The 13213-nt window shown below is 62.5% G+C and carries 8 protein-coding genes and 2 pseudogenes; 8 read left to right on the forward strand and 2 right to left on the reverse strand.

The annotated features are described in order from the left end of the window. Positions 1–41 precede the first annotated feature (41 nt). From ACKN61_RS06910 to ACKN61_RS06925, 4 genes are all read left to right on the forward strand, one after another. The gene (locus ACKN61_RS06910; RefSeq protein ID WP_408952867.1) at positions 42–1211 is read left to right on the forward strand and encodes a PilT/PilU family type 4a pilus ATPase; all 1170 of its coding nucleotides are present in this window, start codon (positions 42–44) and stop codon (positions 1209–1211) included. A gap of 344 nt (positions 1212–1555) precedes the next feature. Continuing rightward, positions 1556–6409 carry an RHS repeat-associated core domain-containing protein gene (locus ACKN61_RS06915; protein WP_408952868.1) on the forward strand — a complete coding sequence of 1618 codons (4854 nt, stop codon included), beginning with the start codon at positions 1556–1558 and terminating at the stop codon, positions 6407–6409. 494 nt (positions 6410–6903) lie between these two features. Next, positions 6904–7305: a hypothetical protein gene (locus ACKN61_RS06920; RefSeq protein WP_408952869.1), complete on the forward strand. Its 402-nt coding sequence runs from the start codon at positions 6904–6906 to the stop codon at positions 7303–7305. Between the two features lie 200 nt (positions 7306–7505). Then, a complete protein-coding gene (locus tag ACKN61_RS06925) occupies positions 7506–7763 on the forward strand; it encodes a hypothetical protein (RefSeq protein ID WP_408952870.1) in 258 nt (85 codons plus the stop codon). 171 nt (positions 7764–7934) lie between these two features. Here ACKN61_RS06925 and ACKN61_RS06930 read toward each other — a convergent pair whose 3' ends face one another. Next, positions 7935–9731 carry a DUF4153 domain-containing protein gene (locus ACKN61_RS06930; RefSeq protein WP_408952871.1) on the reverse strand — a complete coding sequence of 599 codons (1797 nt, stop codon included), beginning with the start codon at positions 9729–9731 and terminating at the stop codon, positions 7935–7937. Between the two features lie 229 nt (positions 9732–9960). Then, positions 9961–10524: pseudogene (locus ACKN61_RS06935) on the reverse strand (DNA-3-methyladenine glycosylase I); the annotation flags it as partial. 201 nt (positions 10525–10725) lie between these two features. On the opposite strand from ACKN61_RS06935, the gene ACKN61_RS06940 reads away from it, so the two are divergent. The 4 genes and pseudogenes from ACKN61_RS06940 to ACKN61_RS06955 all read left to right on the forward strand — a co-directional run. Beyond that, positions 10726–11292, forward strand: a complete 567-nt coding sequence (locus ACKN61_RS06940) for a YqgE/AlgH family protein (RefSeq protein ID WP_031370954.1) — start codon at positions 10726–10728, stop codon at positions 11290–11292. Between the two features lie 5 nt (positions 11293–11297). Continuing rightward, complete coding sequence (gene ruvX / locus ACKN61_RS06945) at positions 11298–11783, forward strand: Holliday junction resolvase RuvX (RefSeq protein WP_408952872.1); 486 nt, start codon at positions 11298–11300, stop codon at positions 11781–11783. Beyond that, the gene (locus ACKN61_RS06950) at positions 11780–12715 is read left to right on the forward strand and encodes an aspartate carbamoyltransferase catalytic subunit (RefSeq protein WP_408952873.1); all 936 of its coding nucleotides are present in this window, start codon (positions 11780–11782) and stop codon (positions 12713–12715) included. Before ruvX ends, ACKN61_RS06950 begins: the two co-directional genes overlap by 4 nt. 50 nt (positions 12716–12765) lie before the next feature. Then, positions 12766–12975, forward strand: a pseudogene (locus ACKN61_RS06955) (alkylphosphonate utilization protein); the annotation flags it as partial. Positions 12976–13213: the final 238 nt, after the last annotated feature.

Below are 13213 nucleotides of genomic sequence, written 5' to 3' on the forward strand. Positions count from 1 at the left end.
ACGACTTCCCCTAGTTCCAGACCTCCCGAGGAGGTAGCCCCATGAACAACCCAGCCAATCCCAATCCGGCCAGCCCCGCCACCGGCGCCATCGACTTCACCTCGTTCCTCAAGCTGATGGCGCACCAGCGCGCCTCGGACTTGTTCATCACCTCGGGCATGCCGCCGTCGATGAAGGTCCATGGCAAGATCAGCCCGATCACCCAGAACCCGCTGACGCCGCAGCAGAGCCGCGATCTGGTGCTCAACGTGATGAGCCCGCAGCAGCGCGAAGAGTTCGAAAAGACCCACGAGTGCAACTTCGCCATCGGCGTGACCGGCGTCGGCCGCTTCCGCGTGAGCTGCTTCTACCAGCGCAACCAGGTCGGCATGGTCCTGCGCCGCATCGAGACCAAGATCCCGACCGTCGAAGAGCTGAACCTGCCGCCGATCATCAAGACGCTGGCGATGACCAAGCGCGGCATCATCATCTTCGTCGGCGCGACCGGCACCGGTAAGTCGACCTCGCTCGCGGCGATGATCGGCTACCGCAACCAGAACTCGACCGGCCACATCATCACCATCGAAGACCCGATCGAATTCGTCCACCGCCACGAAGGCTGCATCATCACCCAGCGCGAAGTCGGCATCGACACCGACAGCTGGGAGAACGCGCTCAAGAACACCCTGCGCCAGGCGCCGGACGTGATCATGATCGGCGAGGTGCGCACCCGCGAAGGCATGGACCACGCCATCGCCTTCGCCGAAACCGGCCACCTGGTGCTGTGCACGCTGCACGCCAACAACGCCAACCAGGCGATGGACCGCATCATCAACTTCTTCCCAGAGGACCGCCGCGACCAGTTGCTGATGGACTTGTCGCTGAACCTCAAGGGCGTGGTCGCCCAGCAGCTGATCCCGACCCCGGACGGCAAGGGCCGCCGCGTCGCCATGGAAATTCTGCTCGGCACCCCGCTGGCCCAGGACTACATCCGCGACGGCGAGATCCACAAGCTCAAGGAGCTGATGAAGGAATCCGTGCAGCTCGGCATGAAGACCTTCGACCAGGCCTTGTTCGAGCTCTATCAGGCCGGCGAAATCGGCTACGAAGACGCCCTGCGCTACGCCGACTCGCAGAACGAAGTGCGTCTGCGCATCAAGCTCGCCCAGGGCGGCGACGCGCGCACCTTGTCGCAAGGCATGGACGGCGTGGAAGTGGCCGAAGTGCGCTGAGGCATCGGCGACATCGTCAGAAATGAAGAACCCGGCTTCGGCCGGGTTTTTTTTGCGGTCGAGCGGCAGAGCCGTCGATGAGGCTATTTCGATCCCCACCAGCCCGTGCGCACGCACGGTGCCGCGCAGGGTCGGGCCAACCGCAATGGTCCGAGTTTGCCGGCTTAGTGTGATATTCGTGAACTGCTTACGCCGTCCGAATTCTTGAGACGGCCGTCAAGGATCATCGCGCCGGGCCTCAGCCCTCCGGTCGCCCGTTCGTCGACACCGGCACATTGCCATCGTACGTACAGGACCCAGGATGTCCGGCCGCTGCGGCGGCGCATTCATCGGAAGAACCCGCCATGCCCTCCAGTTTTGCCCTTCGTCTTCCCGCCATCGTTTGCCTGGCGCTTGCCGCGTGGCTAGTGCCCGGAGGCGCGCGCGCTGCCAACGAATACTGCGCGACACGTTACATGCCTGCGCAGGAGAATGCCTGCTTCAACACGCTCGCGGAAGCGGAAAGCTACATCCGCACCGAACCTGCGACGCCGCGAGGCAATGCGTTCCTGGAAAAGATCGAAGAGCGCTCCTTCGGCGAGGGTGCCTTTGCCCGCGAGTACAAGGTCAAGCCGCGCGCGCCTACGTATGTAGGCGACTTTTACCGCGCGTCTACCGTCGGCACACGTAGCCGCGGCTGCGGCTCGGATAATTCGGTGGGGGGCGAGGCGGCTCCGAATGGCGAGATCTGGTGCAAGGACGAGTCGGCGATGGAGGCCGACATCTACAAATCCAGTCTTTATGAAACGCCACCACCGCCCGGTTATTTCACCGGTTCCTATGACGAAGGCACGCCGCGTGGCTGGGGGCCCGAAGGGCGATTCTTGTACCAGGCGCGCGACTATATTTCGAGCGATACCCGCGCGCGTTTTCTGAACGTCAATCCCATTCCGACGGTGACCCATCAGTGGCATATCGCGCGGCACGACTGGTACGAATGCCCGATGCTGTTCTATGCCGGCTGGCCGAATCCGGGCGTCAACTGGCCGAACGTCTGCTTCAACGACACCTATGCGCAGATCATTGTGCGATCCAAGCAATTCGACTCGTGCTGCAAGGACGGAAATCCGGTCGTCGCCGCTACCGGGAACAAGGAGCATCGCGAAGAAGATTTCGACTGGGAAGGTCAAGCGTTCATTCGCGCTTACAACTCGATCGGCGATTTCGAGTTGGGCTCCGGTTTGACCGATCATTGGGCGCATTCGTACTCGGCCCGCCTGATGTTGTACCAGGGGCTGCCTGATACCTTGTTGGGCTCGGACGGCTACTACGAACTGATGGGGAAGGTAAACGACACCTCCTATCGCTCAGCCAATCGTCCCGGCGCGATCATGATCCGCGAGCCCGACGCCATTGCCGCGAACAAGGGCCGCTGGCGGCTGTCGACCTCGTCCAGGCTGGAATGGTTCGACGACCTTGGGCGTCTGAGCGCCTACGAGGTGAGCGGACGCCTGTACCGCTTGGACTACTGCACCCCGTCCGACGTGCAGGCGGGCAGCTGTCCGGCCCCGGGCAAGCTGCTGCGCGTGCGCAGCCCCTCGGGTCGCGAACTCGGCTTCGAGTACGTATCGGCCACCACCGCCAAGCCCGGTGACGACGGTTTACGAATCGCCCGCATCGGAAGCGCCGGCGCTTGGTTGGTCGAGTACGTCTACGACACGGCCGGGCGTCTGACTCACGCCAGCAAGGGCGGCGTCGGAGCAGGCGAAGGCGTGCAGTACTTGTATGGCGAGAGTGACCGGGTTTGCCGTAATGCGGCCGGCCAAGCGATCGCTGGCTGCAATCCGGCTCTGTGGGGCAACAAACTAACCGGCATCATCGACGAAGCCGGGCAGCGTTTCGCCACTTACAGTTACGATGAGTCCGGCCGGACCACGACCAGCGAGCATGCTGGCGGTGCCGGTAGGGTTACTCACACTTACAACACTTCGGGTTCGGTGGCAGTCGCTCTGCCGACGGGTGCGAGCAAACTCTACGAGTTTTCCTCGGAAGCGTTCCGCTGGCCGACCCGTATCGCACTGTCGAGCACCGATGGATCGAACGCGGGCGTATCCACGGCTCAGTACTACAACGGGCGCATCTGGTGGCGCCAAGACGAGCGCGGCTACCGTACCGATTACGAGCACGACTCGTTCCAGGAAGTCAGCCGCATCGAAGGCCGCACGTCCGGGCAGGGCGTCACCCCCGTCACTCGCAAGATCCAGACCGACTGGAATCCGGGTTATACCAAGCCGACCGAACGTCGCACCCTCGACAACGCCAACGTCCTGGTCGCCAAGTCCAAGTGGACCCACAACGACCGCGGCCAAGTCGTGACCTCGACCCAGGTCGATCCGGTCACCAATGCCGAGCGCACCACCACGACGACCTACTGCGAGGCGGCCGACGTCGCCGCAGGCGGAAACTGCCCGGTGCTCGGCGCGGTCAAGGCCGTCGACGGGCCGCGCACCGATGTGGCCGACGTGACCGGTTACTCGTACTACGCCAGCGACGCCCCCGCGTGCGCCACATCGCCCGCAACCTGCGCCTACCGCAAGGGCGACCTGTGGAAGGTCACCGACGCGCTCGGCCACGCCACCGAATTCCTGCGTTACGACGTCGCCGGTCGCGCGCTGTCCAGCAAGGACGCGAACGGCGTCGTGACCGATCTGGAATACACACCGCGCGGTTGGTTGGCGGCACGCAAGGTGCGCGGCGCCAATAACGGCTCGGAAGCCGACGACGCCATCACCCGCATGGAGTACGACCTGATCGGACAGGTCAAGAAAGTCATCCAGCCCGACGGCATGTTCGTGCGCTACGAATACGACGCGGCGCATCGCCTGACCGACATCTACGACAACGCCGGCAACCGCATCCATTACACGCTCGATAGTGCGGGCAACCGGACCAAGGAAGACACGAACGACAGCAACGGGGCGCTGATGCGGACCCTGTCGCGCGTCTATAACCAGTTGGGCCAACTCAAGACGGCGAAGACAGCGCAGGGCCACGCCACCGGCTTCAGCTACGACGCCAGCGGCAACGGCGACGTCACTACCGATGCCCTGGGCCGCATGACCGACAACGACTACGATCCGCTCGACCGTCTCGCCAAGACCCTGCAGGACGTCGGCGGCATCAATGCCAAGATCGAGTTCAAACACGATGCGCTTGATCGTCTAACTGAGGTCAGTGATCCGAAGGGCCTGAAGACGGCATACGGGTACAACGGATTTGGCGATAAAGTCCGCCTATCGAGCCCGGACACGGGTGTCAGCACTTTCTTGTATGACAGTGCCGGTAACCTCAAGGGCGATACGGATGCGCGTGGTGTCGAGCGCACCTATAGCTACGACGCACTCAATCGTTTAGTCGCCGTCAGTTATCCGACTAGCGGCCTTAATGAGGCCTATGTCTACGACAGTGTGCCGGCCGTTTGCCCTGCAGGTGAAAATTTCACTCAAGGGCGTTTGACTTTGATGACCGACTTCAGTGGGAGTACGCAATATTGCTACGACCGCTTCGGTCATACAGTGCGTAAAGTGCAGACCACGAACGGTAAGGTATTTACCCTCCAGTACGCCTACGATTTGGCTGGACAGTTAAACCGCATCACCTATCCCAATGGTGCTACGGTCGACTATCAACGCGATGTGCAGGGGCGCATCAGCCGGATCGATGCCAAGGGCGGTGTCGGGGGAGTAACCGAGGTGTTGTTAAATCAGGTGAGCTATCACGCATTCGGCCCCGTTGCGGGTTGGATCTATGGTAATGGGCGCGTCATGTCGCGCCCAGTCGATCTTGATTATCGCCCTGTCGCGGTCTCCGATCCCGCTCCCGGTGGTTTGGCTTTCGGTCTTGGTTTCGATGCCGTCAGCAATATCAATAAATTGACCCCCGCAGGTGCAACAAATCCGCTATTGGCGTATGACTACGATGCGCTTAATCGCCTGACCCATCTTCGTGATGGGCCTACAAATGAGGCGATTGAGAGCTATACCTATGATGCGACAGGCAATCGTCTGAGCTTCGCGAACGCCGGAGGTGCTCACACATACACTTATCCAGCCGATAGTCATCGATTGATTCACGCAAACTCGGGCAGTTCTCGTAGCTACGATGCAAGCGGCAATGCCACGCAAGTCGATGGCAAAACCTTCGTCTATAACGATGCGGGTCGAAGCAGTGAGCTCAAACAAGGTCCGACATTGCTGAAAGCCTATTTCTATAATGGTCGCGGCGAGCAGGTTCGTAAACAGATCGGGAGCGGGAACTCCTATGCTATTTATGATGAGTCTGGCAGGTGGTTAGGAGAGTACGACGGCAATGGGGATGTGGTTCAGCAAGTCGTTTGGATGGAGCATCTTCCTGTTGGTTTGTTTGTCGGAAACAATGCGCTTCATTACATCGAGCCAGATCATTTGGCGACGCCGCGGGTCGTCATAGATGCGATACGGAATGTGGCTGTATGGAATTGGGATGTAAAGGGTGAAACGTTCGGCAATAGTTCGCCGAATCAAGATCCTGATCAGGATGGACGCGCTTTTGTGCTGGATATGAGATTCCCGGGGCAGCTTTATGACTCTGTGAGCGGGGTGAACTATAATTATTTCCGTGACTATGATGCAGCGGTCGGTAGGTATACTCAGAGTGATCCGATCGGCTTGAAAGGCGGGCTTAATACTTATGCATACTCAAATGCTTCTCCCCTTTCAGTATGGGATTTCTACGGGCTACGTCCGGTACTCGGTAATGGGTATGTTAGGGGGGGTGATGTTCTTGGGTGGGTCGCATGTTATGAAGGAAAGTTGGTTCCAATTTATAACGATAAAGCGCTTGAGCGGGATTATGGTCAGTGCCCCGGCCCTGTAAGGGACTGTGTCGTTGCTCATGAGAATGAGCATATAAAAAACGCCAAAGGTCTATCTTCTTCTATATGTACGGAGAGGTTTTGGGAAGATGGCTACGGAAGCGTGAGGTATCTCGGTGATGACGATCATGCGCAAAGAATGTTGAGTGAGTTCTCAGCGCATGCTGCCCAGTTGCGTTGCCTGGCGGCCAAGCTTAGGCAACTGGACAAGTGTGATGAAAAGTGCAGAAGGGTTATTCTCCGGGCGATTCGTGATACGGCAAGAAATATACCTTCGATAGCGAATGGTACATACGGTTTGAACTAGGTTTGGACGTTATGGGAATTTATGCTCTTCGTTATTTGAGCGCAGCATTGTTACTGGCGGCCTCGTCTTGCTCGACGGAAACGCATGCGCCAGGCGAACTTTGGGTTAGGGGTATAAGAGTCACAAGTTCCTTTGAGCTGTATAAGGACGGGACTTATATGTCTTCTGTGGACTGCGATATTTGCCCCGAGAGCAAACAATCAGGTACTTGGCGGAGAAATAGGCGGCGTCTAGTGCTCAATGAGGCCGGAGGCTCGGTCGAGCACGTTTTTGTGGAAGTGAAATATCGGGGCTGCAATGGCCTCGTCCCGGAGAAGAAGGTGCCCGAGCTGAGCAAGCTGTTTCCGACCGACATCTATTTCCGATGGCACGATGAGTGCCCCCGGGATCTGTGAGGATTCAACACTTGGGCCTCCTTTTGCGGTGGCGCATCGAATAGATTGGGCTGGATAGCGGCGCGAGCCTGAGTGCATTTCCTAAGGATCTGATCCGTAATGGAGTTCCGTATCTATCTTCGTGCGGAGGGCCGCGTCAGCGACTGCTCTCAGGCACTGCTTGAGTTCGCAAGCCGCATCGACGGACATATCCCCGGCATGCTGCGTCGCCGCAAGCATGATGGCTCGCCGTTGACGCTGGGCCTGTTGGATTACTGGATGAGCGACGAGGTCCGCGTAACATCGGGTCGGCCTGAGGATCGCTTGTTGACGATGCTCGAATCGTACGAGCCCGCCTTGACTGCTGCCGTATCCGGATTGGCAGTCGATTTCAGCGCACAGATCGTCGTGGAATACTGCGACGGCGAAGAGCCGTTCGGCTTCTTTCTTGATAGCCCCTTGCTCAAGCTGCTCGTTAAAATCGGTGCTACGTTGGATGTTGATGCGATGCAGGTTGGCTGAAGGGCAAGCCGCACCGGTCCGGCATCCGACTTCAGGCTCGTTCCATGAGCGATGGGACGAGGTTTACGCCACTCCTGCGGGGAGTGGCGATCAGGCGCAGTTGCGGCTACTCAGGTTTTGCAGCAGCCGGCGGATGACTTGCAACCTGGTTGGGTTCCTGTGAAACCCGTTCATTGATTTAATTTCAAAGGCCCTGCCTGATGAATTATGTCGATCTTGATAGGGAGATGGCCGTCGGAGATATTGTCCTGGTCGAGGGCGCAGTGCAGGGGCTTGTCGTCTGTGATTTTGAGCGTTGGCTTTGTCTCGATGGATATGAAGATTGGCTCACAAAGAAGGAAATGGTGGGCGGGGGTTATCTTTCGAACGGCGTGCTTGTCAAAACTGCCGAAATGGGAATGGTTCATTACGCGGTGCCGGATGCAACTATCGTTTTTGTTGAGTCTTCGAGCGGATAGGTGCGTGGCGCAGGGACGAGGCGCCTATCGACTTCGTGAGCTGGCTTTCTCAGCAGGGCGGCACACAGTTTCGGTCCCGCCTCGCTAGAGGTCGGAACGGTCTCTCATCGCGAAGCTTGGTCGCGGCTTACGCCGTTCCTACAAGGGAGCGACGATCAGGCGCAGTTAGGGTTACTCAGGTTTCGTAGCCGTGGCCGGCGCCGCCGCCTTCGCACGCTCCACGCGCTCAAGCTCCAGCCGAATCACTTCGCCGCCTTCGCCGAATTGATAATCGGCCCAGCGGCGGGGCACCGGACGGATGTCGCCTTTGCGCAGGGCCGGTTGGATCGCTTCGAAGCGGTCGCCGAGGTAGCTGCTGCCGATCTTGATCCAGGCTCCGTTCTCGAAGGCGTAGACGAAACAGCTGGCGCCGTATCGGTTGGTGTTGCACAGCAGGTAGTCGTTGCGGCCGTCGCGGTCGAGGTCGGGCGTGAACAGCAGGCATTCGGCGTGTTCGCCGAGGCAATCAGGCGTGAACAGCTTTCCGTCGAGCACGACCTGTAGCCAGGCCGGGTCGGGTGCGTCGGCGCCGGGTGCGGGTTTGATGTGTTCGCGCACCGCAGCGAGTGTGTTCGGCGACTTGTCGGGGCGGTTGGCCAGGTAATCCCAGGGGGTGTCGAGTTTGATGACGCGTTCGAGTTCGGCTTTCTCGACAGCCGTGGCGAACTTGGGATCCTTGCGCAGGGCCAGCAAGGCTTCGTAGCCGCGGCGGCCGCTATCGAAGCGCAGGTGCCTGAGGTCGAAATCTTCCGCGGCGATGCGGTCGTCGTGCAGGCGCGCGAGTTGGTCGCCGACGCTGAGCCGGTGCGGGTCCAGCAGCCAGGAGTTGGCGGCGATCGCGAATGCCAACGCGACCAATGAAACGATGACGTTGACCCGCATCAGCGGGCGCAACCAGCCTTGGCGCGGCCGCAGCGCGGCCCAGGCGTAGCCGAAGGCATAAGCGCTCAGCAGCAAGGAAGCGACCAGGGCCCAGAAACGGTCGCCGGTCCAGCCGTGCTGGGCGATGCGCAGGCCCAGCGCGTACAGGCCTAGTGCGGCGTAGATCGGCAAGCTCAGCAGGGCGGCCTCGACGATGCGCCGCAGCCACGCCGGGTAGGGCGGTTCGCCTTCGCCGTCCTGGTAGACCGCGTTGACGAACAACACCAGCAGGGCGATCAGGCACATCAGGATCAATGTCGCCGAGCGGGTGCGCCACAGCGCGTCAAGACCGGTGAACGGCAGGCTGACGACGAACAGCACCGCGATCAACGACAGCAGCGGCAACAGGCCCTTGAAGATCGCGAACAGGATCTGGCGTGCGACCTGCACCGGTCGCTGCTGGGTGCGCCCGACCAGGATGCCCAGGCCGACCATGGTGCCGGTGGCCAGATAGGCGAAACGCGGGTCCGAGAACAGGTCGCCGAAGAACTTGATGCCGATCAGCTCGAACAACACCGCGCACAAGGCCAGCACGCCCCAGCTGATGCCCACGAACACGCCGGTCAGGATCAGGGTCAGGGCGTTCTGCCAGCCGTACTCGAACAGGTCCGGGTAGGGCGCGCTCCAGCGCCGGTGGGCGATCCGGCATTGCAGGTAGGGCAGGGCGATGAACAAGGCGATCGCCACGCTCGCACCGAACGGCCACAGCACCGCGCCGGCCTTGATCTGCGGCACACCGGTGACGCTCCAGCCGGCCCACGCGGCCAGCACGGCATAGATCGCGGCCAGGCCGAGGCTCTGCTGCCAGAAGCGGCGGTCGCGCAACTCCTGCACCGACAGGATCATCGCGGTCGGCACCGACAGCACCAGGGCATACCAGCAGATTTGCGCGCTGTGGCCATCGAGGACGTGGCCGCTACGGGCCAGGTACAGCAACAGGCCTTGCAGCAGGGCGATCGCGACGATGAAGCCGCGGGTGGAACGGGGCAGCGCGGGGGCCGTGCTCATGTTCGGTCCTTGATCGATGGCCTGGGTCGTTATGGCGGTGCCCGCCGGCCGGCGAAGGCGGGTGCGGCACTGCCGTCCGTGACGTTCGGTTTCAGCCGCTCTGACGGGGTTTGCGCGCCGGCGCTTTGCTTACGGTCTTCTTCGCGGCCGTTTTTTTCGTGACCGCCTTTTTTGCCGCCGCTTTTTTGGCGGCCGGCTTGGGCGCGGCCTTGGGTCCAGCCGGGGGCGCGCTGGCCTGTGCCTGCGCTCGTTGCCAATACGGCCCTTGCTGCTCGATGCGGCGGTAGGCCGGGCAATCTTCGCGATGGGCCCCGGGCAGGTAGCCCAGGCTCATCAGGAACTCGTTGGTGATCTCGCCGCCGGTGAAACGAAAGGTCTGCTTGAACAGCTTGATCCACGCGGCCTTGTCGCGCGGCCGGCCGTCCAGCAGCAGGTGGGCGTCGAGCCACTGGGCGAAGCCGCCGTGGCTCGCGCGCAGACCCTGAACGACCTGGGCGTTGTGGATCGCGGCGTCGACCTTGAGGCGGTTGCGGATGATGCCGGCGTCTTCGAGCAGGCGCAGGCGGTCGTTCTCGCCGTAGCCGGCGACGGTGTCGACGTCGAAACCGCCGTAGGCGCGGCGGAAGCCGTCGCGCTTGCGCAGGATGGTTTCCCAGCTCAGGCCGGCCTGGTTGATCTCCAGGATCAGGCGCTCGAACAGCTCGGCTTCGTCGCGCCGCGCATAGCCGTATTCGTGATCGTGGTAGTGGCCGTGGACCGGGTGGCCCGGTGCGATGTCGCAATAGCCCGACATGGGAACCTCGTGGGATGCGGATCTGGATTGTGGTGCGCGGGCCCGGGGGAATCCAGGGGCTTGGACCGCGGACCGTATGGCCGGGCGCGGGCCGGACGCGGGCCGGGACATGTCCTGGATTCGGGACGCAGGCCCTCGGGGCTGGCCGCGGACCGTGCGTTTGCGGGTCCGAATTCGCGTCGGGGCGGTTAGAATGGGGCCATGTCCGTGATGCCCACACCCCTCGCCAATCAGGTCCTGATCGCGCTGTCCGCGCTGGCCGATACCAATTTCTCCCGCAGCGTGGCGCTGATCTGCCAGCACGACGACGACGGTGCGATGGGCATCGTGGTGAACCGCCCCTCCGAATACACGCTCGGCGAAGTGTTCGGGCAGATGGGCGTGGACGGCGGCGACGAGTCGCTGCGTTCGCAGGTCGTGCTGGCCGGCGGCCCGGTCCATCCCGAACGCGGCTTCGTGCTGCACGACGGCGGCACCCGCTGGGACTCGACCCTGGTGATCGGCAACGACCTGTTCCTGACCACCTCGCGCGACATCCTCGAGGCGATGGCCAAGGGCGAAGGCCCGGACAACGCCATCGTCGCGCTGGGCTGCGCCGGCTGGGGTTCGGGCCAGCTCGAACACGAGATCACCGAGAACGACTGGCTAACCGCGCCGGCCGACGCCGAGCTGTTGTTCGAGCTGCCGCTCGATGTGCGCTGGCAGGCGGCGGCGGGGCGCATCGGCGTCGATTTCGCTCACCTGGCCGACTACGCCGGTCACGCATGAGTTCGGTGGCGAGCAAGCCCGTCAGCATCCGCCGCGACGGCACCGTACTAGGGTTCGACGTGGGTTCGCGCCGCATCGGCGTCGCCGTCGGCAGCGCCTTCGGCCACGGCGCCCGTGCGTTGGCCGTCATCGATGTGCACGGCACCGGGCCCGACTGGGGCACCATCGACCGTCTGCACAAGGAATGGCGCCCCGACGGTTTCATCGTCGGCGACCCGATGACCCTGGAAGGCAACGATCAGCCGGCGCGGGTGCGCGCGATCGAGTTCGCCCGGCAACTGCGGGTGCGCTACAAACTTCCGGTGGTGCTGGTCGACGAGCGTTCCAGCTCGATCGAGGCCGCGCACCGCTTCGCCGCCGACCGCGCCGAAGGCCGCAAGCGCCGCCGCGATGCCGAGGCGCTGGATGCGGTGGCCGCGGCGGTGATCGTCGAACGCTGGCTGGCTTCACCCGACGACGCAACCGATATCGACGAGCTTCCGCACCTATGAACGCCCCTGTTTCCACCGTCGCCGGCTCGCGCCATCTGCTGAGCCTGGCCGATGCCTCGCGCGAGACGCTCGAAGCCCTGTTGATCCGCGCCCAGGCCTTCGCCGAGGGCCATTACGATCGCCGCGCGCTCGACGGCATCGCGGTCTGCACGCTGTTCTTCGAACCCTCCACGCGCACCCGCTTGAGCTTCCAGCTCGCCGCCCAGCAACTGGGCGCGCACGTGTTGAATTTCGACGCCTCGACCTCGTCGACCAGCAAGGGCGAGACCGCGCTCGACACCCTCAAGAACATCGAAGCGATGGGCGTGCGCGGTTTCATCGTCCGCCATCGCGAAGACGGCGCGGTTGCCGCGCTGGCCGAGCAGGCGCGCGAAGGCACCTGCCTGGTCAACGCCGGCGACGGCCGCAGCGCGCACCCGACCCAGGGCCTGCTCGACATGCTCAGCCTGCGCCAGGCCAAGGGCCGCGATTTCTCGGGCCTGCGCGTGGCGATGATCGGCGACGTCAAGCATTCGCGGGTCGCGCGCTCGGACTTGCAGGCCCTGCGTACGCTCGGCACCGGCGAGATCCGCGTCTGCGGCCCGGCCTCGCTGTTGCCCGACGACGGCACCCTCGACGGCTGCACCGTGACCCAGGACTTCGATGCCGCCCTCGACGGCGTCGACGCGGTGATGATGCTGCGCCTGCAACGCGAGCGCATGGAAGAAGGCCTGGTCAGTTCCTTGCAGGACTACCACCGCGACTACGGTTTGAGCGCGGCGCGCCTGAAGCGCGCGGCGGCCGATGCGGTGGTGATGCATCCGGGGCCGATGAATCGCGGCGTCGAGATCACCGACGAGGTCGCCGACGGCCCGCAATCGCTGATCCTGACCCAGGTTGCCAATGGCGTCGCCGTGCGCATGGCGGTGCTCGAGGCCCTGCTCAAGGGCTGATGTTTTTCGCCGCGCCGTCGTGGCGCGGCCGTTTACCGGATATCGACATGATCGTGAAAGACAGCAATGGCACCCCGCTCGCCGACGGCGACTCGGTGCTGCTCATCAAGGACCTGAAAGTGAAGGGCACCTCGGTGACCCTCAAACGCGGCACCTTGTGCAAGAACATCCGCCTGACCGACGAAGAAGGCGAGATCGAGTGCAACGTCGACAAGGTCAAGGGACTCGTGCTGAAGACCGAGTTCTTGAAGAAGGCTTGATTCGCTGGTTGTGCGGCGGCTGGTTGTTGCGCCGGGCGTAAGGGGAGAGCAAATCCCCCTCGGTCCCCCTTTTCCAAAGGGGGAAGGTCGTCTTGGCGGCTCGTCGCTATGCGGCTGGCACAACCTTGCTTGGTGCATGTCCAGGCAGGCCGCCGTTAGCGGTGCCGCTCACCAGCTCGCTGCATCACTCAACACCCATCGTTAGGCCTCCCCCTTTGCAAAAGGGGGATTGAGGGGG

This window comes from Lysobacter sp. Hz25 (assembly GCF_046097045.1).
GTDB lineage: Bacteria > Pseudomonadota > Gammaproteobacteria > Xanthomonadales > Xanthomonadaceae > Lysobacter > Lysobacter antibioticus_B.